Origin of the sequence: Microbispora amethystogenes, assembly GCF_016863015.1 — a bacterium.
Lineage (GTDB): Bacteria > Actinomycetota > Actinomycetes > Streptosporangiales > Streptosporangiaceae > Microbispora > Microbispora amethystogenes.
Genome location: NZ_BOOB01000013.1, coordinates 64,539 through 85,976, shown reverse-complemented (window position 1 = coordinate 85,976; position 21,438 = coordinate 64,539). Strand labels below are relative to the sequence as shown.

Here is a 21,438-nt window from a genome sequence, read left to right as displayed (position 1 = left end):
GAGGCCGGTCCCGGCCGCCAGCGGCTCGGGCCGCTGAGTCCATAGGTCCTTCGACCAGGCTTCGTGACGCTACGCCATTGAAGTGGCCGACGGCCCATAATGACAAGGGCTAGTGAAGCAGGAAGGCCAAGCTGGATGTCAGGAAAGACGAACACGACCCCGCAGCTCTTGCTGATACGTTCGTTATCGCTGGTGGCGCACCGCCATCTGGCGGGCTGGATCGCTGGAGCAACTGCCGCCAATGCCGCGTTGATCACCCTGGTAACCATGCTAATGCAGCTACCTGGCCAACGCGACTCAATAATCACCTTATCGATCCTGGGCGTCTTGGTATTCCTGGCGATCTCCATCGTGCTGCCAGTGATTGGATACCGTATCGAGCAACAGCGCCGGCTGACTGAGGACCTCGAGAAGCAGTATCGGCGAGTAGACGAGCTACTGGCTGAGGGTAGCTCACACCGTCTGCCACGGTTGAGCGAGTTGAGTGATGAGCAACTGGGAGCAACGCCGACGCGCTACTCTCGCAACAAGAGCGCGCCGTACATTGCACGCACTCTTGACGATGAGCAAATCCGCGATGCCTTGCGCGCATCTGACCAGCCACCCTATCCGTTCGTCGTCGTATGGGGAGCTACGAAGGCGGGCAAATCACGTACCCTAGTTGAGGCGCTACGCGCAAGCTTGCCACCAGACACCGAAGTACTAGTGCCCATTGACGGTAGAGCTCTAGCAGAACTGGTGCAGATCGGTCTTCCTTTCTCCTCGGAGACACCGGGATTAGTGTTCCTGGATGATCTAACGGCTGTAGACCTAGAAGCGCTCCCCTCCGCTGTGCTAAGTGGTGTGAGGGGTCGTGCCGTGCTGGTTGGAACTATGACTGCCAGCCGTCGCAGTCAGGTAATGGCATCTGACGGCGAAGTTACTCGTATCGCACGCATCGCTCTAGAAAGCGCTCACAATCATGAGCTGCTTTTCCGGCCTCCAAATGAAACGGAATACCAAGAAGCGATCCGACTATATCCCAAGGAGTCATTCCGCGGAAGCATCGCTGAAACTCTGGTCGGTGGCCCTGAGCTACTAGCTAAGTACCGGGCCGGTCAAGATACTAACCCAGCGGGATACGCCTTGGTGCAAGCGGCAGTAGATTGGAGGCGCGCTGGTCTGCATCGGCCTATTTCCGACTCCGAGCTGCGTCAACTATTCGCTCTCTATCTACCGTTGATTCGTGCTGGTATGCCGGCGACCACCGCCGCCTACCGCTCCGGTTTGCACAAGTGGGCTGCGGTCCCCATAGCTTCTCAAGTGGCCCTCCTGAGTAGGGCCACATTTGCCAATACGGACAGTTCGGTCCGAAATGCTGGTTGGGTTGCTCTAGACTATGTGGTCGCGGCAGACGAGGGCAGCATGCCCGATCATGCAGCGCGACCCATCCCGAATGAGTTATGGCCCGAACTCCTGGAGCTTATTACTCCATCCGAGGCATTAGCCGTTTCTATTGCTGCACATACGCGGGATCAGTTGGATCTAGCTGCTACTGCGGCACGCATAGCGGCAAGAGCAGCGGATTCGGATCAAGCTGCAGCAGCGGCGTTTATTCTGGCTTTCACCCTCTTTAAAAAGCGAGACCTGCAGGAGGCTGAGGCAGCCTTCGAGACCCTTGTTGCCTCCCAGCACCCAGAATACTTTGCCGGAGCGGCATTTGCACTGGGCTCCCTACTCTTTCGGCGGGGAGACATAGAAAGAGCTAAGGCGCTCTATCGGGAAGTGATACATGCGCACCATCCTGAATATACGCCTGCTGCCGCATACTTTCTCGGGGAGCTACTTCGACAACAGGGGGATACGGCCGCTGCTTCAGTCGCCTTTAGAGAAGCGATTAAATCGAACCATGGGGTTCACGCGCCCGGGGCGCTGGTCGGTCTAGGGAAGATTCTTAACGAAGAGGGAGACGTAGAGGGAGCTAAGGCTGCATACTTGCAAGCTATTGAGCTAGGGCATGCCGAGCATGAGTTGTCGGCAAGGTTCTCTCTAGGGAAGCTAATGAAAGACCAGGGCGATGTTCGAGGAGCCAAATCGGCCTACCAACACCTAGTCGACTCTGGGCACACCGAATATGCGGCGATAGCGGCAGTGAATTTGGGCTACCTCCTGCACGAGCAGGGTGAGGTGACTGCTTCCAAGGCGGCTTATCAGAAAGCCATTGCGTCTGATCACCCGGAGTATGCGTACGCAGCCATGTACAACTTAGCCAATATGCTCAATGGCGAGGGGGATGTTGAAGGGGCCGAAGCCGCTTACAAAAGGCTCATGAGCTCTGGACATGCTGAGTATGCACCGAAAGCAGCAGTAAATTTAGGGAGTCTCTTCCGTGAGCAGGGCAAGCTCGGCGAGGCTAAGGCGGCCTTCCAAGAAGCCATCGAGTCTGGACATGCAGAATACTCGTCAGCGGCGCTAGTCAATCTGGGTGCCATGCTGATTGAACAAGGCGACGCGTCCGAGGCTGAGACGTCGCTTCGGAGGGTTATCGAATCCGGTCATGATGAAAGCAGGCCCGCGGCTCTACTGAATCTTGGCAATCTACTACAAGACCGAGGTGACACGGAAAATGCTAAGGCTGCTTACCGGGCAGCCGCCGACGGTCACACTGCAACCAGAGCTGCGGCTCTAATTAGTCTTGGAAATGTGCTCCGCAAGGAGGGAGAATTTGGTGAAGCTATAAAGATTTGGCAAGAAGTGATCGATTATGGCGGGGATATGGCAATAGCAGCCCTATTCAATATGGGCAACATGCTTCGCGACGAGGGTAGTATGGCTGAGGCAATAGAAGCCTACCGGAGAGTTATTGATTCAGGTGCTGTCGATTACTCGGCAATGGCAATGATCAACCTCGGAAATTTGCTATCTGAGCTAGGGGACATTGACGGGGCCAAGCTGGCTTATCAGCAGGCGATCAACTCGGGCCACTCTGATGCAGGGATGCGCGCGTCGCAAGCCTTGCAAAAACTGTTCGGCTCGACTTCCTAAGCCTCGTGAACTCCCTAGGCCTTCCCTTTTACTCAATTGCCAGGTCGTTCCCACCGCCGCAAGAACGCCTGCGGCGTGGCTTGCAATCAGCTTCCTTTGTCCTCCTCGCTGTCCGAGTGTCCCGTCCGTGCCCGCCGAGTCAAGGGCGCCTGCGGCGTCGCTTCGCGATCAGCTTCGCTGACCCTTGACACGGCGGTCCCGTCCTAGGGGTCGGCAGCTACGAGGAGGACGGGGGCAGACCAGGAGGGGGGGCTGCGCCGGCACCGGTCTGGGCACGTCGCGAGCGTGATCGCCGGGCCATTAGCGGGCCATTAAGGGCGGTCAACAGGGGGCACTCACGGTCACTCGCGGGCTGCCTCTCGCCCAGGTCGAGGCCGTTTTCCCTGGAGATCAGGCCGATTTGCAAGCAGGAAGTCAGGGGTTCGAATCCCCTAGGCTCCACTCACTCAAAAGCCCAGGCCAGGGGCCGTTCTCCCCGCCTGGGCTTAGATCGTTGATCGGCCATCCTGCTCTCCGTGCCCATTGCGTGCCCGATCTTGATCGTCGTCGCGCGAGGCTGCCGAGCTGCTTGGCCACCTGATGCCGCCACTCGTCCACCGCATGCTGGTGGACGTTCGTGGAGCACATGTGATCACGTCGCCTGTGTCCTGGGTACGCCAGAGGTGAGACTCGGGCATGTGGACCGAGGCTGGAGCTTCTCGGTCGCCGATCCGCGCTCTGCCTGGCACTATCGGAGATGAGGGGAGACACCATGGACTTCGATCGCATCACTGCTGAGCCGGACAAGCTCGAAGGCAGACCGACAATCAGAGGGCTTCGCATCACTGTCGAGACGGTGGTGCGACTCGTTGCCGCTGGATGGTCCTTCGATGACATCGTGTCGGACTACCCAGACCTGGAACGTGCGGATATCAAGCAGGCTCTCGAGTACGCTGCTGCCTCCACAAACGTCCACTACTACCGGCTCCGCGAGACGGCGTGAACTTTCTGGTTGACGAGAACCTCTCCCCTCGCGTCGCTGAGCTGTTGGCCAAAGCCGGCCATGACGCGGTGCACGTCCGTGACCTCAAAGCGACGAGCGCACCAGATTCGACGATCATGGCCCTTGCCGCAGCGGACGCACGGGTCATCATCTCCGCTGACACCGACTTCGGCGCCCTCCTGGCTTACGCCCGCGCAAAGGAGCCCTCGGTTGTCCTTGTGCGAGAGATCGTGGAACTTCGGCCACCTGACATGGCGAACGTCATCCTGGGGCACCTCGATGTCCTCGAACCACACTTGCGAGCGGGAGCGATTGCGACGTTCACCGCGACAGGCATCCGTGTACGGGCGCTGCCTCTCCGTTGAGCGCACCGTTGAAGGGCTCACGGGATACAGGCAGGCGGGCCAGGTGGTGTGGATCAAGTGAGACACGCGCACGTGGCAGGCGACGGCAGCCCCAAGAACATGATCGTCGTGCCATTAGCGTGCCATTGAGGGCGGTCAACAGGGGGTACTCGCGGTCACTCGCGGACTGCCTCTCGCCCAGGTCGAGGGCGTTGTCCCTGGAGATCAGGCCGATTTGCAAGCAGGAAGTCAGGGGTTCGAATCCCCTAGGCTCCACCAGCCAAAACGCCGGCGCCTGTTACGGCGCCGGAGCCGGTGAACCTTCGCCGGACAGCGCACTAGCTGGAAGGGGTGCGGATGCAGGCGGTGATGGGGGTGTTGTCGGTGCCGCTGGTGGTGGCCTGGAAGCCGAAGGTGGTGGAGGCGCCGGGCGCCAGCGCTCCGTTGTAGCTCGCGTTCGTGATCGTGTACGGATTGGCGAAGTCATCCAGGCTGGCGTTCCAGACTCGGGTGATCTGCTGGCCGCCGGGGAAGGTGAGGGTGACCGTCCAACCGGTGGTCGCGGTGGTGCCGGTGTTGGTCACGACCACCTTCCCCTGGAACGCGCCGGGCCAGTCGCCGGCCGGGCTGTAAACGGCCGTACAGCCCCTGGTCGGGCAGGCCGGGACGTAGACGGTGACCGGTGAGGTGAAGGCGGAGTAGTTGCCCGTCGCGTCACGCGCCCGCACCTGGAAGCGGTAGACCCCCACACCGGACTGGGTGAACGACGTGGTCGTCGTGGTGCCGACCAGGGCGAACGTGCCGCCGGTGGCGCCGGGCGCACGCCAGATCTCGTATCCGATGACGCCCACGTTGTCGGTGGAGGCGGTCCAGTTCAGCGTCACCGAGCCGCAGGTGATGGTCGCGGTCGGCGTACCTGGCGTCGTGGGCGGCTGCGGCTCCGGCGTCATCGTCGGGCAGGGGGGCAGCACGACCCGAACCGGCTCGGTGAAGGCGGAGGTGTTGCCGGCCGCGTCGCGTGCCCGCACCTCGTAAAGGTACAGCCCCATGATGGGCTGGGTGTACGAGGTCGCCGAGGTCGTCCCGACCGGGACGAACGTGCCGCCGCTGTAGGGCGCGCCGTAGACGTCGTAGCCGGTGACCCCCACGTTGTCGGTGGAGGCGGTCCAGTTCAGCGTCACCGACAGGGGATTGCATCCGACCGTGCTGCTCAGCCCGGTGGGAACCGTCGGCGGGGTGGTGTCGGCGAGCGGCACGATCCTCGCCGGAGTCGTCGCCGAGAACGCGGGCGTGGTCGCCCCGAGCCCGGCCAGTGTGGCGAGGGCCGCGAGAACGATGGAGATGACTCGCCGTTGCATGGTGACTCCCTGGCGGCCAGGAGGCGGGGCGGTGGCCTGCATACCGATCGACGCGCTACACAGACGGTAGAAGTGAGTGTCGCGGCCTGTCGACAACCGACCGGGCGGGTCGCGAAGATGCAGGTCGCGGATGCAACTTTCAGCCCGCCGGACCCGGACGGCACCGATCGGCGGGGCCCGCCCGTGCCGCCTGACTCGCACGACACCGGTCTGCGGGCGGCGCATCCACCGGGGTGGCGAAATCCCGATCCCGGTCGAGGGTAAGCGGGCCCTGGGGGTTCCGGGGCATGCGCCGGCCCCCGCGCTCACCAGGATCGGTCGCCCAGTTAAGCCCTCACGATCGCTGAGTTCGGTTCTCGCCGTACGTGGCCGGGGAAAAGCGTATCGTGATGCTCGGCATCGAGACAATGAAAACGTGCCCGTCGAGTCAAGGGCGCCTACGGCGTCGCTTCGCGATCAGCTTCGCTGACCCTTGACACGGCGTTCCCGTCCCGGGGGTCGGCAGCTACGAGGAGGACGGGAGCGGACCAGGAGGCGGGCCGCGCCAGCCCCAGTCCGGGCAGGTCGCGGGCATGATCGCCGGGCCATTGGCGGGCCATTAAGGGCGGTCAACAGGGGGTACTCACGGTCACTCGCGGACGCTTTCTCACCCAGGTCGCGGCCGTTTTCGCTGGTGACCAGCCCGATTTGCAAGCAGGAAGTCAGGGGTTCGAATCCCCTAGGCTCCACCCACTCAGAAGCCCAGGTCAGGAATCCCTTTCCCTACCTCTCGCGAGGCTGTCAAGGCGGCGGCGCGGCACGACAAATCACGGCCCTCCTCAAGCGCTACAGAGCCATGAAGCGATAGGCGCTCTACTTCGGGTGGACGAATGATCATTGACAGTTGGCCGGATCCTGGCCTTGGCGGTCGAACTCTTCCCGCGTAATCGTGACGTCGCCCCAATCGGGCGGTGACTGTCTCTCGTCGTACCGCTGGACCAGCACCGACCCCGGCTTGAGTTCTGCCACGCTGTCGGCGGAGAAGCTGACGTGGTTGGTGTTGACTTGGTTATTGCCGCGCCCCTGGTAGCCGAACGCGTGATAGAGCACACCTGGGCGCAGCACGAACGGTCTCGGCTCTACCGTCCAGCCATCATCCGGAGCGTCCAGCCGGACAGACGCGCTCTGCCCGTCCAGGGAGGGGGCAATGAAGTCCACATCGTCCACGACCGTTGCTGCTGAGGAAGGGCCGGGCATGGTCTCCCACGGGCCTGAGGTGTCCTCGTAGTGAGAGATGTCCACACCCTCAGGAGTCGCTCCCCCGCACCATGCCAGGACGATGATCGGATGCCCCTCTGCGTCGACGCTGACTCCGGTGACCCCCGCTATGGGAGGCGAGCAACTCGTAACGCTCATGATCCCGATGATGACCAGCACGATCCCGCATAAGCGCCGCATATACGCACGTTAAGCGAAGCTGGCATTGTTGCCGTGGACCGTGATCATGTTGCCTTGCAACCGTGGCAGGGTCGTGCAGGGGACTGGCACCGGAAGGTTGTCGGTTGCTGTGGCACACGAGGAGCCTGTGATCAAGCATGCCGCCGCACCGGGCGGCAATCAGGCGAGCTGTCGGGCTTCTGGGAGCCACCTTGGGAGCCGCCCGGACGGACGATCTTGGACTGTGGCGAACGGAGATGAACGGGAAGGATACCGATGGTCGAGGTGGCGAACGCCTGCGAACGTCCACGAAGATCGTTTGGAGCCTACGGATTAGATGTTTCGAGCCTGTATCGCGTGTGACGGTCGCCAGGCGGGGCGAACTCCATGCCGTTCTCATCAAGCGCGTTGTAGATCGTCACCTGGCCGTTCGAGAAGCCGAACCCCAGAGACACGATCGTCCCCTCCACGAGATCCCTGTCTCTCCACATCAGCAGTTCCACTGCCGAACATGGCTGCCCGATCAGTGCAGTGAGTTCATCCGGTATGTCATCTCGCCATGCCAGGCGGAAGTCCGGCCAGTCCAGCGCGCGTGCCGGATCGATGGTGTTCCAGGTGATGGAGACCTCGTCGAACTTCCAATGGGTGATCTCGATTTGTTCGCCCTCGAAGTCCAGGAGGACCGGGCAGTCGGCGAACCACTTGTCCTCGTCAAGATCCCATACGACCAGCGCGCGGGTCAGCCGCCGGCTGGCAAGGTGGGCCAGTTTCAGCCCGTGAGCGGTCATGATCTCTTTGCGTCTGCTCAGCCACACTGGCCGGTAGCCCGGAATTCCGAGCAGGTCGAGCAAGATCGGTATCCGTCTTTGCAAGCAGGAAGTCAGGGGTTCGAATCCTTTAGGCTCCACTCATTTCAATGACCGTCTTCCTGATCGCGGTGTGGCCTATCTCGCGATAGATGTTCCGAGTTGGTCCTACCTGGGAAGCAAGGTGAACGCGGGCACGTGTACGGGGCGGACCACGGAGAAGTCGCGGACGTCCACGGTCATCACTTCAGTGACCCGCATACGCTCGGCCACGGCAACTACTGAGGCGTCGGCGGCACCCAACGGAAGATCGTGGTAGCGCTCGATGAGGACTGCGATTCTTGAAAGGTCGGACTCGGTCAGATCGACGAGTTGAAACCAGCCGGACTCAAGTAGCCGGAGGAAGGCGGCCTCTGCCTTGGCACCCCCGAGCTTGCCGAGCATGTAGCAGCTCTCACCGGCGACGAAGCTGGAGACGAGCAGTGGCCGGTTGGCGTTCCGGATCCGGATGAACTCCTGTATGCAGCGTTCGTGGTTCTTGTCGTCCTGGAAAGTAGCGGCCACGATCGGCCCGGTGTCGACGACGATCACGCCTCGCGCCCGTAGCTGTCGGCGAGGATCTCTTCCACCTGCTCGGATGCGTCGCCCCTGCCGGCGCGGAAGGCTCCGAAGAGCGTGGGTAGACCATCAGGGCCGAGTTCCGGCTCTTCCGCACGTGAGTGAACCAGTTGAAGGAGTCGCGCACGCTCCTCACGCACCTGATCCGGCCGGAGCTGGTCGATCAGCCGGTGAAGATCTTCGTACTCTTCCAGTGGGGCCGTCATGTCTCCGAGTGTACGTGTCGAATTTGATCGTTTCCGCACCGTGCAGCCATGTCCGCAGCGATCTTCGCCGGCTCAGCCACCCACGGTACGGCTGCGCCACAGCTTGTCGGCGACCCGCTTACATTTTGGACGGGCCGGGTCGGCGCAGGTCACTACGTCGGCAGCCCGCGAGCGTGATCGTCGTGCCATTAGCGGGCCATTAGGCAGGGTAATGAGGGGACAATCACGGTCACTCATGACCGGCACCACTCGCAGGTCAGCGCCCCTAACGGCCGTGATCCATGCAATTCCCAAGCTTCCATCTCCGTCACCCGACCAGGGGAGACGGATTTCGCTAAGGTGGCAACCTTCGGATGGCACAACCTTCCGGAGTCCTCGAAGGTGAACGCCCCCCGATGAACCTCAACCAGACGGCTGCACTGTTCCGTCTCGACGCCGCGTTGAACCGCATGGCCGTCACCTTCCAGGGCATGACCGCCCATCCTGACGAGCACAACTGTGAGTGCCACTGGGGCAGCGCAGAAGAGCTCGCGCAGTTGAAGCTGCCAGACGCGGAGCTGGACCTCGATCTGCTGCGCCGCACGTGGCAGGCTACCGACTGGAATGACCATGCATCGGTGTTGCGCCGCATTCTGCCCCAGTTGTCGAGGGCCCTGGTCAGCGGCCTCGTCGAACCTCTCTTCGGCATGGAGGAGGTCGGACGTGCATTCGCTCTCGGCCAGTGGCAGCAGTGGCCTGCCGAGCAGGCCGCAGCGGTACGGGAATTCCTGAACGGCTGGTGGGCCTCCACCCTCATCGACGCGGATCCTGCTGTGCCCGCGCACGAAGTCCTCGCTCTGTGTGCCGAAGCCTCCGCGACGCTCAGCCCATGGCTGCACGTCTGGGAGGCACAGACGTGCGGCGTGGCCGACCAGCACCTGACCGAAGCGGTCGTGCACTGGGAATACGACTTGCTGGGAGACCAGCTCCCCTGGAGAAGCTGGGACAACGAGGAAGAGATCCGTACCGAGCTGACGGCCTGGCTGATTCGTCACGCCCCCGCCCGGCTCCACGCCGGGAACGCTCCCGTAGAGCTGCTCCACCGGATACGACTGCTCAGCCTTGCCGGCCCCGCCCGCTGGGAGGACCCCCACTGGCCTGGCCACCGCTACTAAGTCAACGCCCACCACAAATCGGTCACCCATCCTGGTCGTCATGCAGAACAAGATCCGGAAAATGCGCGGAATGGCCTTGCCGCGGCTGAGAGGGACCGAGCGATCATACGCAGGTCAGCGCGTCCTTGGTCCACGAAAGGGCGATCCACTTCTAATCCGATGGCCCTTCGTCCTCCTCGCTGTCTGAGTGTCTCGGCGTGACCGCCGAGTCAAGGGCGCCTGCGGCGTCGCTTCGCGATCAGCTTCGCTGACCCTTGACACGGCGGTCACGTCCTGGAGGTCGGCAGCTACGAGGAGGACGGGGCAGACCAGGAGGCCGGGCCGCGCCGGCCCCTGTCTGGGCAGGTGGATAATGTGATCGCCGGGCCATTAGCGGGCCATCAAGGGCGGTCACCAGGGGGCGGCTCCTCGCCCAGGTCGGGGCCGTTGTCCCTGGTGATCAGGCCGATTTGCAAGCAGGAAGTCAGGGGTTCGAATCCCCTAGGCTCCACCCAATCAGAAGCCCAGGTCAGGAATCCTTTTCCCCACCTGGGCTTTGATCGCTGATCGGCCTTCGCGCTCCTGCCTGCCTGACCACTCCCGAGTTGTCCTCTCGCGAGGCTGTCGAGCTGCTTGGCAACCTGGTGCCGTCGCTCGTCGCGGGTGCTCACCCCGCCCTAAGGAATTGCTCAAAGGCTTCCCGCGCCAGCGCTGACACACTCTTCCCTTCTTGCTCGGCGCGGGCCTTCGCGCGTTCACGCAACTCCTCAGGGACTCTGAAGGAGACCCTCGGGGAATGCTTGCTCTCGCCCGTAAGCGATGGGCGCCCCGGGCGACCGGTAGGCACGGATACGCGGCCCTCGTCGATCGCGCGATGAACGTCGCTGATCGCGTCCCGTACGTACTCGTCGGTGATGAGGTTGCCTTTGGCGTCGTGGATCTCTTCGGAGTCGCTGTCGATATCGGAGTCGTGGTCCAGGGCCAGTTCGATGTCTTCGGGTGGCCAGGCTGCCTGGTGCTCAGTCATGGCGTCCTTCTCCGTAGCGCGGTCGGCATCACGTGGGTGATCACGAGAGCTTTGTCGGTGAGGATGCCGATCACCTCCAGCTCAACGCCCCGATCATCAGGCCCGACCCAGACCCATCGATCTGTCGGTGGCCGGCACGATTGCTGGTGGCCCAGATCGGACGACATACAAGGCATGCGCCGTCCGATGCGGTGCTTTCGCGCCGACCGGTAGAAGCGCAACTTTTTCATGCCCATATTATGTCGGACACAACCTCTGTAGGGGGTTCCGGTCTACAGCGAGCCGACCGTTGGAGCGGGTTGCGTCCTGGGTCTCGGCGCTACGAGGAGGACGGGGGCGGACCAGGAGACGGGCCGGGCCGGCATAGGTTCGGGGGCAGGTGCGGGCGTGATCGTCGGCAGCGCCGACTGCTGGAGGCGCTGCGGTTCGAGCCGCGCTCGCCGACCTGCCCGAACTGGCTGCGGTACGGCGTGCAGCCCAAGGGCGTCAAGCCGGGGATAGCCCCTGGGCGGTGCAAGGGCACGGCGCACAAGCCCGACCACCTCGGCTACGCGGGCACGATCATCGACCGGCAGCGCTTCGCGTTGCGGGGCATCGGCAGAGACGCCTCGCCCGAGCGGGGAGGCGATTGCGTGGTTCAGTGCATGAAGGGTTCGAAGATGGAAGCCACCTTCGTGGCAGCACGGTCGGCGTCCCCGTCCGCGATCGCCTCGACCAGCTCGTGGTGGTGGCGGTGTGCCGCGTCCTCGTCCTCGCTCTTCTCGTCGCGCATGTGGGCAGCGAAGATGTCGAGCATGCTGGAGTAGAGCTTGACGTAGAGAGGGTTGTGCGTCGCTGCCACGATCGCGCGGTGCAGGGCGAGGTCCGCGCTCGCTCGTAGGTCGAGATCATCGGTCGACCAGCTCGCTTCTCGACGGTCGCGCAGCTCGCGCAGCAGCTCGACGTCGGCATCTGAGCGGTTCAATGCGGCCAGTGACGCTGCAGCGCTGTCAAGGGCGCGGCGTAATTCCAGGTAGTGGCGACGAGTGCCACCGGCGAGCTGACGTTCAAGAGTGCCGGTCAGCTCGGAGCTGGAGATGACGAAGGTGCCGCGGCCCTGCTCACGGCGCAGCAGACCTGCGTGCACCAGCGACTGCAGCGCCTCGCGCACCGTGTTCCGACCGATCCCGAACTCCGACACCAGTGCGGCCTCGGTCGGTATCTGCTCACCGACCGGCCAGCGTCCAGAGACCACCTCCTCGCGGAAGCGCTCGGCGGCCTGGTCGATGAGTCCCACTCGACGCATGGGCTGTCGCATGCCAGACTCTTTGGAACTCATCCCATAATCCCATCATCTGTTAACATTACAATGGAGTATAACGTGGCATCGCTCTCCTCATCGGGTGTTCCGTTGAACCGTGGGCGCCTGACCTTGTGGGCCTGGATCGCCATCGCCCTGACAGCGGTCAACCTGCGAACGGCCGTGACGGGGTTCACTCCTCTCCTGGAGATCATCGGATCCGATCTCGGCTTCGGGGTGACGCTGTCCGGCCTGCTCGGCACTGTGCCGGCGGTGTCCTTCGGCATCTTCGGGTTTCTGGCCCCAGCGGTGACGAGGAAGTTCGGACTTGAGCGCACGGCCACTGTGGCGCTGGGTCTGACGGCTCTGTCGCTCCTGATGCGCGCCTTCTCCCCAGCGCCCTCGTTGCTGGTGCTTTCGACCGTGCTGGCCCTGGCCGGAATCGGCGCCGCGAACGTCGTGATCGTTCCGTTGGTGAAGGCCTGGTTCGCCGATCGGCTGGCCCTGGGGACCTCGCTTTACCTGATCCTCATGCAGGCGGGCCAGTTCATCGCACCGCTCCTCGCGGTCCCGGTAGCAGAAGCGGCGACGTGGCGGTTCTCGGTGGGTATCTGGGCGGGACCGGCTGCCGTGGCTGCTGTGGTCTGGCTCGTGCTGGCGGTCAGGCTGCCTGCCGATCACCACGCGCCCGCGGCCGTGACGGCGACCGAGGCGAGACCGAGGATCAGCCGGTCGTCAACCGTCTGGGGCCTGGTGATCCTCTTCGCGATGATCTCGCTGTCCAACTACGGGATCATCACCTGGGTCCCGGCAGTGCTCACCGACGCAGGAGGCAGCGCGGCCCTGGGCGGCTCCATGGTCGCGCTCTACTCGGCATGGGGCATGCTCGCGGCCTTGGTGGTTCCCCACCTGGCCACGCGCATGACGAACCCGTTCGTCGTGGTCGTCGGGTGCGCGATCTCCCTGGTAGCGGGATACCTGGGCCTGCTCCTGTCCCCGCTCGACGGCACGCTGATCTGGATGTGCGCGCTGGGCATCGGGGTGAGCACCTTCCCGCTCTGCATGACACTCATCAACCGTCGAACCAGGAGCCCGCAGACAGCCTCTGCCGTGTCGGGCTTCGTGCAAGGCATCGGCTACGGGCTGGCGTGCTTCGGCCCGATCGGTTTGGGCCTTCTGCGCGAGGCGACCGGATCATGGTCGATCTCGCTCCTGGTGCTCGCTGCCACCGCCATCCCAGGGGTGATCGCCGGCTGGTTCGCCTGCCGTCCTCGCTTCGTGGAGGACTCTGCGCCGCAGCCGGTGAAGCGCGACGCTGACCAGCAGTCGCGACGATAAGAGTCATGTGTCGAACAGAGCCGAACTCGTGTCAGCCACCACACGCCACTCAGGCGGCGGGCTGACCGTCGGGCCATCAGCGGGAGGAGGACGGCATGGTGATCGTGCAGCGGGTCGTGATCCGGTGGGCCAAGCAGGCGCGCGGCGCCGCGGAGGCTACGCGTCGGCGCGAGATTCCCGCGGCGTTCGAGTTGCCGCCAATCCCCGACGCGCCGCTCGTCATCCACGATGTCCTTGCCGAGGAACAGACCGGATACGCGCCGAGCAGTGCCGTCAGCAGCCACACCCTTCCAGCGCAGCTCAGTGGACTGCGGTTCAGGTTGTCCGGGGCAGCGGTTGAAGTGGTGCGAACTCCAACGCTCGCCGCATACCCGACCAACCGCTTCCCCGGCCAGGTGTTCCTTCTTCAATTCGGAGAGAATGCCCGTTACCGGGCCAACTTCCGTTTCAGCGGCTACAGCACCGAGTGGTACTACGAGCAATGGACCGTCAACATCGCCCACGGGCCGTGGCACCGCGAGTTGTTCTTGAGAGAAGAGATCGCTTACGAAAAGGATGAACGAGTCTCCTTGTACGGCGGGCATCGCTGAGCATGACGGCCCGACCAGGCCGGCTCCACGGAACCGAGGCATGTCATCGTGGGGCGCTTGAGCGGGTGGGGCCGGCCGCTTCGCCGGGCGAGGCGGCCGGCCCGTTTCACGTCAGGCCGGGATCTGCTTCTCGTACCAGGTGTAGTAAAGGTAGGTGCTGCCGGGTCCGGTCATGGTGCCGTAGACCTGCCAGAAAACGTTGGCGCCGGGCGAGTAGCGGAAGATCTTGTCCCCGGGCCGGTCGTCCACGAACACGTCCGTGGGCCCGCCGGGGTGATAGACCCGCACCTCGATCGTGAACGTCTCAGTGTCCGGGATGTCGAGGCAGACCTCGTACGTGTATGCCGTCGAACCGGAGAGATTGTAGCTACGACCATCCACCCCAAGCCGCTGGTCGTTGGTGGGGACGTAGCTGTTCCGGACCCAGGTGTAGCCGCCTGTGGAGCAGTCGATTGCGGAGGCGGACGCGGGGCTGATGCCGGTGAGCGTGGCGTCGAGGACGGCGGTGGTGACGGCGAGAGCGGAGATCGTGCGTTTCATGCCTCTCCTCATCCGTGCAGTGACCCTTCGACCAAGTAGTTGAAGGCTGAACTGATTCTGACTCGGTTGCGATGCTTCGACAAGCCCGGGCAAACCCCTACGCATGTCCAAGTCAAGGAGTGCTCGGCGGTGTCTCCGGGCCTCGGGGCGAAGGCGGCACGGCGCGTGCTGCACCCCAGCCGCCCTCACGATCGCCTCATCGTGGCCAATCGCCGTACTGAAATTTCAATTTGGAAAAGGCTTGTACTGTCATGGGCCGTGTACGGGTCCGAAGCTGTTCTTCGATTCCCGGAATGTCCTTGACCATATGCTCCACCAAGGACAACGACCGCCAGATTTTTGTGACCATGAGGTCAATATCGCCGCTATATCAATCTGCGATAAATGTATGTCGATCGAGCAAATGCCCGTCCCTCGTAAGGAGAAGCATGCGAAAAGCAACTCGGCTCCGCCGGTTCGGCCTCGTCTCAGCGGTGGTGGCGGTCGGCCTGGCAACCACGTCCGTGGCCGCGCACGCCGACGGCTATGACACTCCCCGCAGCGCCACCGCCGACGGAGCAGGCAACACCCAAGCAGCCGGGATCGCATCCGCCGAACAGCGGGCCCGGCAGGCCGTCCTCGCGGTCGGCCACGACTGCGACGCTGGGAGGTATCACACGTATTCGATCTATATCTCCCCGGGTGGCGGCACGTGGGCCTACCGGTCCACCCACGAGGCGATGTGCGTCGACTGATCAAGTTTCAGCAGATCGGCCTCCGCCGGGGCCGCCGGGGCAGGATAGCCCGGCTGCCCGCGGCGGAGGCCGTTCCGCGGTAGGGAGGACGGCCACGGCATCTACGCGAAACAGGTCCGGCAAGCCATCAGGGTGCAGGACCGTGTGCGCGGACGGGGTTGTGTCCCAGTCGCGTACGCGGAGTGGCGGTGTGCCCGCGGCTTTCCGGACGGCTCAGTTGTAGGGGTTGTCGTAGGTCACTGACTTGGTGCGGCTGTTGTAGGTGTTGCCGGGATAGAACCAGCCGCCCGTCACGTACAAGGTGACGTTCGCGAGGGTGGTGGAGTGGGTGTATTCACCGTCGTAGAGGAACAGGTACAGCTGGCAGCCGGAGGGAGCGGTCGCCGTGCCTGTCTGGGACGGATAGAGGTAGGTACTGCCGTTGACGGCGATGTAGAAGTTCGGCTGGGGGTAGGACCCGCTTCCCCAGCACAGCCGGAGGGAGTACTTGAACTTCGTGTTTCCGCTGTCGAAGGCCAGCGTGCCGGTCACCTGGGCGAGCATGATCGAGGGGCCGGCATTTGAGGTCACCGCGAGGTATACGGTCTGGTCTGGGCCGTAGGTGGCGTGCGCGGGAGTGACTGGCATCAGGATCGCCATGAGCGTTGCGATGACGACGGCGAAAGAGCTGACCGCATTACGTGCTTTGGAACGTGTCACTTCCAACTTCACCCTCTTCATGATGTCGGCGGAGCACACTGGACGTTATTGTCGGGGCCTCCAGGCGTCCAGACAGACGATTGAGAGCCACTGATTCGGCCCGGCGTTAACCTGTTGCCATTGCGGCTCTCGTGAGGGTGGGCCGGGCATGCCACCAGGTCGGCGATCAGTCCTGTAGAGCCGTAATACCGGTGTGGCGGGTGAGAGTTTCATTCCACCCAGGCATGGTCGACTCCGGCGCCGGAGACGGCTGATGATCACAGTGGGCGACGGGTCCGCCGGCGAACCGATGGACCGGCCCAGCGCCGCCGTGACTCCCCCGAGGGCGGACCATGCGCGTACAGCGGCGGCGGCACCTCGCTGGGATGCGTCACCGAAACATAAAACAGACAGGCCGATACTTTCAGACATCTGACCGTCAGAATATTGACGGTCAGGTTGGCAGGGGCCTACTGTCCCGGAGAAACGATCGACGTAGCGTCGCCGAAAGTTTCAGGCCGCCAACGAGTGAGGTCAGAAGGCTCTGCAGAGGAAACACCAGGTCGGCATGACGGTGCCGAACCTGTCCGGCGCTCGCGGTCCGGAGCTGGAGCAGCACGGCACCGTCGCCGTCCTGTGTTTCGGGAAAGCACCGGGACCGAAACGTGAGGGGTGCCCGGCGAGGCGGTTCATCCCCTCGTGCCGGGCCGCACATCACATCCCTGACCACAGCAAGCGAAAAGAGGTCGCCGTGAAGTTCCGCAAGGTCTCAGCGGTCGTGTTCGCCGCCACCGCGGCCCTCAGCATGGCAGCGTGCTCAAGCTCGTCGCCCGGGACTTCCTCCGGCGGTTCGGACGGATCGTCGTTCGAGTTCTGGTCGTTCACCGGGATCGACGCGAAGGGGTCCGCCGCCGAGTACAAGGCGAAGAGGCCGGACATCCAGATCAAGCTGACCGAGGTGGGGAACGCGCAGGAGACGGCGCAGGCGCTCACGACGGCGCTGGCCGGCGGCAAGGTGCCCGACCTGGTGCTGATCCAGGGCGACGACCTGCCCAAGTTCGTCCAGCAGCCGCAGAACTTCGTCGACCTGCGCACGATGGGCGCCGACAAGATCAAGGGTGACTACCTCGACTGGGTGATCAGCCAGCCCACGGCCAAGGACGGTTCGATCATCGGCATCCCGACCGACGTCGGCGGCATGGCCATCGCCTACCGCGCCGACCTGTTCAAGAAGGCCGGGCTGCCGACGGACCGCGAGGAGGTCAGCAAGCTCTGGCCCACCTGGGACGCCTTCATCGAGACCGGCAAGAAATACACGGCGGCGACCGGCAAGGCGTTCGTCGACAACGCCGGCGGGAGCGTCTACTCGCAGGTGGTCAACCAGGGGCAGGAGAAGTACTACGACCCCGCAGGCAATCTGGTGTACGAACGGAGCCCTCAGGTCAAGTCCGCCTTCGACCTGGCACTCAAGGCCGTGGCCGCCGGGATCACCGCCAAGCAGAGCACCTTCACCGAGGGCTGGAGCGCCGCGATGAAGAAGGGGGACTTCGCCGTCATCGCCGCACCGGTCTGGATGCTCGGCTCCATTCGCGACAACGCCCCCGACACCAAGGGCGAGTGGGACATCGCCACCATCCCCGGCGGCTCGGGCAACTGGGGCGGCAGCTTCCTCGCCATCCCCAAGGGCGCCAAGAACCCGAAGGCCGCCTGGGACTACATCGCCGCCACACAGTCGCCGCAGGGCCAGCTCGACCACTTCTCGAAGGCCAGGTCGCTGCCCGCGACCCCGTCGGTCTACAAGGACCCGAAGCTCACCTCCGCCAAGGACGAGTTCTTCTCCGGCGCGCCGATCGGCACGATCTACACCGACTCTCTGCTCGGCCTGAAGCCGTTCCTCATCGGGCCGGACAGCACCACGATCGGTGTGGAGTTCACGAACGCCATCACCAACGTCGAGCAGGGCAAGGGTGATCCCGCGAAGGCGTGGGACGCGGCGGTGACCAACATCAAGAACGCGATCGGCGGCTAGGGACCCTTCACGAGCGCCGCCGGCGCGGGCCGTCCTCACGGTACGGCGCCGGCGGCGGGGAAGCGAGCAGACCGTGACGACGAGCATCACCCCCACCAAGGCGGGCCTGCCCCCCGCCCCGCCGGTGGAGGCGGCGCGGCGCGGTTTCACCGAGATCATCGCCCCCTACGCCTACATCGCCCCGTTCTTCCTGCTCTTCGCGGTGTTCGGCCTCATCCCGCTGCTGTTCACCTTCTACGTGGCGTTGTTCGACTGGAACCCGATCGGCGAGCACGTGTTCGTCGGCCTGGACAACTTCGACCGGCTGCTCGGGGACGTGCGGTTCTGGAACGCGGCCCGCAACACCGTGAGCATCTGGCTGCTGTCCACCGTGCCGCAGTTGCTGGTCGCGCTGCTGCTCGCGCACCTGCTCAACCACGCGCGGTTGCGCCTCGCGGTGTTCTTCCGCATGACGATGCTCGTGCCGTACATCACCTCGGTGGCCGCCACGGCCATCGTGTTCGTCCAGATGTTCGACCGCGACTACGGGCTGCTGAACTGGTTGCTCGGCCTGGTGGGCGTCGAGCACATCGACTTCACCCAGTCGGTGGCGGGCAGCCATGTGCTGATCGCGGTCATGGTGACCTGGCGGTGGTTCGGCTACACGACGCTCCTCTACCTGGCTTCCCTGCAGGCCGTTCCCCGGGCGATCTACGAGGCGGCCGCCGTCGACGGGGCCGGAGATGTGCGGCAGTTCCTGCACATCTCCCTCCCCGCGTTGCGGCCGGTCATCGTGTTCACGATCGTGACCTCGACGATCGGCGGGTTGCAGATCTTCACCGAGGCCCTGCTCGTGAACCGCGGCGCGGCCAACACCTGCGGGCCGATCCGTCAGTGCCAGACGCTCACCCTCTTCCTGTTCGAGCAGGGGTTCATCCAGTTCAAGTTCGGTTACGCCGCGGCGATCGGCGTAGCGCTCTTCGTGATGGTCGTCGGGCTCGCCGGCCTCAACTACTTCCTGTCCACCCGGATCCGCCCGGTCAAGGGCTGAGGGGGCGATCATGAGCATGACGAGACCACGCTCCGGCGATCGGGTCCGATGGTGGACCTACGCGCTGCTCGCGCTCGCCGCCTTCGCCTGCCTGTTCCCTCTGTACTGGATGTTCATCGTCGCCACCACCGACACGGCGACGGCGACGACGCTGCCGCCCGAGATCGTGCCGGGCGGCAACTTCTTCCATCTCGCCGGTCTGGTGTTCTCGACCGTGCCGTTCGTCCGGTCGATCGTCAACAGCCTGGTCGTGGCCGGGACGATCGGCGTGGGCCAGGCGGTGCTGTGCGCGCTGGCGGGCTTCGCGTTCGCCAAACTGCGTTTCCGTGGCCGCGACGCGTTGTTCCTGCTCGTCGTCCTGACGATGACCGTGCCGACCCAACTCGCCATCGTCCCCCAGTACATGATCACATCGTTGCTGGGCTGGGTGGACACGCTCCAGGCGCTGATCGTCCCCGGTCTGGCCAACGCCTTCGGCATCTTCTGGATGCGCCAGCACATATCGTCCGCCATCAGCGACGAGATCCTCCAGGCGGCTCGGATCGACGGGGCGTCGACCTGGCAGATCTTCTGGCGCGTCGCGTTCCCGCTAGTACGTCCCGCCGCCTTCGTGCTCGGCCTGCTGGGCTTCGTCACCGCGTGGAACGACTTCCTGTGGCCGTTCGTGGTGCTGAAGTCGCCGGAGATGTACACCGTTCAGATCGCGATCAAGGCGCTGCAGAACAGCTTCAACATCGACCTCGGGCTCGCCATGTCCGGCTCCTTCCTCGTCACCCTCCCGCTGCTCGTCCTGTTCGTCTTCGTCGGGCGGCGCATGGTGGCCGGGATCATGGACGGCGCCTTCAAGGGCTGAGGACGCCGCCGCTCACCGGGCTCCGGCGGCTCACGCAGTCCAGGCCGGATCCCGGCCGATGACTCCGAGCAGGCGGTCGAACGGCGGGGCGTCGTCCGGCACGGGCACCGGCGGCCCGAAGGCACCGCGTTGCCTGCCCATCTCCGCCATCCGGTCAGTGAAGTGCAGCGCCCGCGATACGGCTTCGGGGTCCGGCTCGTACTCCCGGTCGATCGCTCTGGCCAGGTCCCAGCCGTGCACGACCATGTCGACGAGGTACATGTGGCCCAGGGTGGTCATCGGCAGGCCCATGGCGGGGCTGGTTCCCTCCCACGCTTCGGGCCGCGACCAGGCGGCCAGCGTGGCCTTCGCCCTCTCGGGGAAGTCGCCCGCGTAGGGCCCCTGCTCCACTCTCGGCCCGCTATGACCTAGCGACTCGAACAACGCGGCCACCCACTCGAGGTGCGTGATCAGGCCCTTGACGTCGAACTCCGCGCAGGGCGTGGGCAACCCGAGCTGGTCCTGCCGCACCGCGCGCACCAGCTCCGCGGTCCGTTCGGTGGCCCGCGCCATCAGCGGCATCATGTCTTCCATGGCGACCACCCTGCCCCGCCTGCCCGCAGGGCGGCTTGTAGAAACGCGACAGCGCGGCTGGGTCGACCCGTACGCGGGGCTCGACGCCTTCGACTTCGTCCGGCAGTCGCCATCGCCCGGGATCGCGCCGTATGTGGACCACTTCTGGGTCGTGACGTGGACCGACCTCGCCGAGCCGTACGAGCAGCGCATCGTCTCGCACCCCACGGTGAACATGACGATCGCCCAGAACTTCCGCCGGGTCGCGGGAGTGATCAGAGGCGGGTTCTCCTACACGATGCGGGGCAGCGGCCGTGTGCTCGGCACGCGCTTCCGCCCGGGTGGCTTCCGGCCGTTCCTCGGTGGTTCGGTGTCCCAGCTGACCGGCCGGTTCGTGGAGATCGGCGAGATGTACGGCGCGGCCGGCGCGACTCTGGTCGAGCAGGTCCTGGCCGAGCCTGACGCCCAGGCCGCCATCGCGCTCGCCGAGGCGTTTCTCCTGAGTCTGGGACCGAACAGGGATCCGCTGTCGGAGGAGGCGGCGGCACTGGTGGCGATGGTGGAGAACGACGTGTCCGTGACCAGGGTCGACGAGTTGGCCGCCAGATCGGGGCGATCGGTGCGCTCGCTGCAGAGGCTGTTCCGGGACTATGTCGGCATCGGCCCCAAGTGGGTGATCCGCCGATTCCGGCTCCACGAGGCCGCGGAGCGTGTCTACGAGGGCCTCGACCTCGCCACGCTGGCCGCCGAGCTCGGCTACACCGATCAGGCTCACCTGACCCGGGACTTCACCGCCGCTGTCGGCATGCCTCCCGCGGCCTACGCCCGGCTCAGAAGCCAGGCCTGATCCCTGCGGTCCCGGCGGGGCGCTCCGATTCGCGCGGGAGCGGACAGTGTGGCG

General features: G+C 64.4%; 21 protein-coding genes. 11 read left to right on the top strand and 10 right to left on the bottom strand.

Annotated elements, in window-relative coordinates:
* Positions 1 to 267: 267 nt before the first annotated feature.
* The 3 genes from Mam01_RS09085 to Mam01_RS09075 all read left to right on the top strand — a co-directional run bounded on the left by Mam01_RS09085 (position 268) and on the right by Mam01_RS09075 (position 4,371).
* Complete coding sequence (locus tag Mam01_RS09085) at positions 268 to 3,024, top strand: tetratricopeptide repeat protein (RefSeq protein ID WP_204284938.1); 2,757 nt, start codon at positions 268 to 270, stop codon at positions 3,022 to 3,024.
* Between the two features lie 751 nt (positions 3,025 to 3,775).
* Positions 3,776 to 4,006, top strand: a complete 231-nt coding sequence (locus Mam01_RS09080; RefSeq protein ID WP_169983933.1) for a DUF433 domain-containing protein — start codon at positions 3,776 to 3,778, stop codon at positions 4,004 to 4,006.
* Complete coding sequence (locus Mam01_RS09075; protein WP_204284937.1) at positions 4,003 to 4,371, top strand: DUF5615 family PIN-like protein; 369 nt, start codon at positions 4,003 to 4,005, stop codon at positions 4,369 to 4,371. The genes Mam01_RS09080 and Mam01_RS09075 overlap by 4 nt, the downstream gene beginning before the upstream one ends.
* A 317-nt stretch (positions 4,372 to 4,688) precedes the next feature.
* Here Mam01_RS09075 and Mam01_RS09070 read toward each other — a convergent pair whose 3' ends face one another.
* The 5 genes from Mam01_RS09070 to Mam01_RS09050 all read right to left on the bottom strand — a co-directional run bounded on the left by Mam01_RS09070 (position 4,689) and on the right by Mam01_RS09050 (position 8,754).
* Complete coding sequence (locus tag Mam01_RS09070; protein WP_204284936.1) at positions 4,689 to 5,708, bottom strand: cellulose binding domain-containing protein; 1,020 nt, start codon at positions 5,706 to 5,708, stop codon at positions 4,689 to 4,691.
* An 873-nt stretch (positions 5,709 to 6,581) separates the two neighbouring features.
* Entirely contained in the window at positions 6,582 to 7,124 is a 543-nt protein-coding gene (locus tag Mam01_RS09065) for a hypothetical protein (protein WP_204284935.1), read from the bottom strand.
* A 326-nt stretch (positions 7,125 to 7,450) separates the two neighbouring features.
* Positions 7,451 to 7,975, bottom strand: coding sequence for a hypothetical protein (locus Mam01_RS09060; protein WP_204284934.1), 525 nt, complete (start codon positions 7,973 to 7,975; stop codon positions 7,451 to 7,453).
* Positions 7,976 to 8,098: 123 nt separating this feature from the next.
* Entirely contained in the window at positions 8,099 to 8,521 is a 423-nt protein-coding gene (locus tag Mam01_RS09055; RefSeq protein ID WP_204284933.1) for a type II toxin-antitoxin system VapC family toxin, read from the bottom strand.
* Complete coding sequence (locus Mam01_RS09050) at positions 8,518 to 8,754, bottom strand: hypothetical protein (protein WP_204284932.1); 237 nt, start codon at positions 8,752 to 8,754, stop codon at positions 8,518 to 8,520. The genes Mam01_RS09055 and Mam01_RS09050 overlap by 4 nt, the downstream gene beginning before the upstream one ends.
* Positions 8,755 to 9,149: 395 nt before the next feature.
* Here Mam01_RS09050 and Mam01_RS09045 point away from each other — a divergent pair, with 395 nt between their 5' ends.
* Complete coding sequence (locus Mam01_RS09045; protein WP_204284931.1) at positions 9,150 to 9,908, top strand: hypothetical protein; 759 nt, start codon at positions 9,150 to 9,152, stop codon at positions 9,906 to 9,908.
* Positions 9,909 to 10,554: 646 nt separating this feature from the next.
* Here Mam01_RS09045 and Mam01_RS09040 read toward each other — a convergent pair.
* A complete protein-coding gene (locus Mam01_RS09040) occupies positions 10,555 to 10,914 on the bottom strand; it encodes an Arc family DNA-binding protein (protein WP_204284930.1) in 360 nt (119 codons plus the stop codon).
* Between the two features lie 637 nt (positions 10,915 to 11,551).
* Entirely contained in the window at positions 11,552 to 12,190 is a 639-nt protein-coding gene (locus Mam01_RS09035; RefSeq protein WP_275408930.1) for a FadR/GntR family transcriptional regulator, read from the bottom strand.
* A gap of 84 nt (positions 12,191 to 12,274) precedes the next feature.
* Between Mam01_RS09035 and Mam01_RS09030 the strand changes: the two genes are divergently transcribed.
* Both Mam01_RS09030 and Mam01_RS09025 read left to right on the top strand, forming a co-directional pair.
* On the top strand, positions 12,275 to 13,531 hold the full coding sequence (locus Mam01_RS09030) for an MFS transporter (RefSeq protein ID WP_204284928.1): 1,257 nt from the start codon (positions 12,275 to 12,277) through the stop codon (positions 13,529 to 13,531).
* 95 nt (positions 13,532 to 13,626) lie between these two features.
* Positions 13,627 to 14,121, top strand: coding sequence for a hypothetical protein (locus tag Mam01_RS09025; RefSeq protein WP_204284927.1), 495 nt, complete (start codon positions 13,627 to 13,629; stop codon positions 14,119 to 14,121).
* A 111-nt stretch (positions 14,122 to 14,232) separates the two neighbouring features.
* On the opposite strand, the gene Mam01_RS09020 is transcribed toward Mam01_RS09025, so the two are convergent.
* Positions 14,233 to 14,661 carry a hypothetical protein gene (locus tag Mam01_RS09020; RefSeq protein ID WP_204284926.1) on the bottom strand — a complete coding sequence of 143 codons (429 nt, stop codon included), beginning with the start codon at positions 14,659 to 14,661 and terminating at the stop codon, positions 14,233 to 14,235.
* Positions 14,662 to 15,089: 428 nt separating this feature from the next.
* Here Mam01_RS09020 and Mam01_RS09015 point away from each other — a divergent pair, with 428 nt between their 5' ends.
* A complete protein-coding gene (locus Mam01_RS09015) occupies positions 15,090 to 15,395 on the top strand; it encodes a hypothetical protein (protein WP_204284925.1) in 306 nt (101 codons plus the stop codon).
* Positions 15,396 to 15,608: 213 nt separating this feature from the next.
* Here Mam01_RS09015 and Mam01_RS09010 read toward each other — a convergent pair whose 3' ends face one another.
* Positions 15,609 to 16,022, bottom strand: coding sequence for a hypothetical protein (locus Mam01_RS09010; RefSeq protein ID WP_204284924.1), 414 nt, complete (start codon positions 16,020 to 16,022; stop codon positions 15,609 to 15,611).
* Between the two features lie 802 nt (positions 16,023 to 16,824).
* Here Mam01_RS09010 and Mam01_RS09005 point away from each other — a divergent pair.
* The 3 genes from Mam01_RS09005 (at position 16,825) to Mam01_RS08995 (ending at position 19,985) form a co-directional block, all read left to right on the top strand.
* Positions 16,825 to 18,102, top strand: a complete 1,278-nt coding sequence (locus tag Mam01_RS09005; RefSeq protein WP_204284923.1) for an ABC transporter substrate-binding protein — start codon at positions 16,825 to 16,827, stop codon at positions 18,100 to 18,102.
* Positions 18,103 to 18,175: 73 nt separating this feature from the next.
* Entirely contained in the window at positions 18,176 to 19,132 is a 957-nt protein-coding gene (locus Mam01_RS09000) for a carbohydrate ABC transporter permease (RefSeq protein ID WP_204284922.1), read from the top strand.
* Positions 19,133 to 19,142: 10 nt separating this feature from the next.
* On the top strand, positions 19,143 to 19,985 hold the full coding sequence (locus tag Mam01_RS08995) for a carbohydrate ABC transporter permease (RefSeq protein WP_239101156.1): 843 nt from the start codon (positions 19,143 to 19,145) through the stop codon (positions 19,983 to 19,985).
* A 30-nt stretch (positions 19,986 to 20,015) separates the two neighbouring features.
* Here the strand turns inward: Mam01_RS08995 and Mam01_RS08990 are convergent, their stop codons facing one another.
* Positions 20,016 to 20,558, bottom strand: a complete 543-nt coding sequence (locus tag Mam01_RS08990; protein ID WP_204284921.1) for a TIGR03086 family metal-binding protein — start codon at positions 20,556 to 20,558, stop codon at positions 20,016 to 20,018.
* Between Mam01_RS08990 and Mam01_RS08985 the strand changes: the two genes are divergently transcribed.
* Positions 20,557 to 21,384, top strand: a complete 828-nt coding sequence (locus Mam01_RS08985) for a helix-turn-helix domain-containing protein (protein WP_204284920.1) — start codon at positions 20,557 to 20,559, stop codon at positions 21,382 to 21,384. The two genes, Mam01_RS08990 and Mam01_RS08985, sit on opposite strands and share 2 nt — an antisense overlap.
* Positions 21,385 to 21,438: the final 54 nt, after the last annotated feature.

Coding starts and splice junctions, on each gene's coding strand:
- Mam01_RS09080 (WP_169983933.1), top strand. CDS start 3,776: ATGGACTTCGATCGCATCACTGCTGAGCCGGACAAGCTCGAAGGCAGA.
- Mam01_RS09040 (WP_204284930.1), bottom strand. CDS start 10,914: ATGACTGAGCACCAGGCAGCCTGGCCACCCGAAGACATCGAACTGGCC.
- Mam01_RS09020 (WP_204284926.1), bottom strand. CDS start 14,661: ATGAAACGCACGATCTCCGCTCTCGCCGTCACCACCGCCGTCCTCGAC.
- Mam01_RS09010 (WP_204284924.1), bottom strand. CDS start 16,022: ATGCCAGTCACTCCCGCGCACGCCACCTACGGCCCAGACCAGACCGTA.
- Mam01_RS09045 (WP_204284931.1), top strand. CDS start 9,150: ATGAACCTCAACCAGACGGCTGCACTGTTCCGTCTCGACGCCGCGTTG.
- Mam01_RS09015 (WP_204284925.1), top strand. CDS start 15,090: ATGCGAAAAGCAACTCGGCTCCGCCGGTTCGGCCTCGTCTCAGCGGTG.
- Mam01_RS09025 (WP_204284927.1), top strand. CDS start 13,627: ATGGTGATCGTGCAGCGGGTCGTGATCCGGTGGGCCAAGCAGGCGCGC.
- Mam01_RS08990 (WP_204284921.1), bottom strand. CDS start 20,558: ATGGAAGACATGATGCCGCTGATGGCGCGGGCCACCGAACGGACCGCG.
- Mam01_RS09070 (WP_204284936.1), bottom strand. CDS start 5,708: ATGCAACGGCGAGTCATCTCCATCGTTCTCGCGGCCCTCGCCACACTG.
- Mam01_RS09050 (WP_204284932.1), bottom strand. CDS start 8,754: ATGACGGCCCCACTGGAAGAGTACGAAGATCTTCACCGGCTGATCGAC.
- Mam01_RS08985 (WP_204284920.1), top strand. CDS start 20,557: ATGGCGACCACCCTGCCCCGCCTGCCCGCAGGGCGGCTTGTAGAAACG.
- Mam01_RS09085 (WP_204284938.1), top strand. CDS start 268: ATGCTAATGCAGCTACCTGGCCAACGCGACTCAATAATCACCTTATCG.
- Mam01_RS08995 (WP_239101156.1), top strand. CDS start 19,143: ATGAGCATGACGAGACCACGCTCCGGCGATCGGGTCCGATGGTGGACC.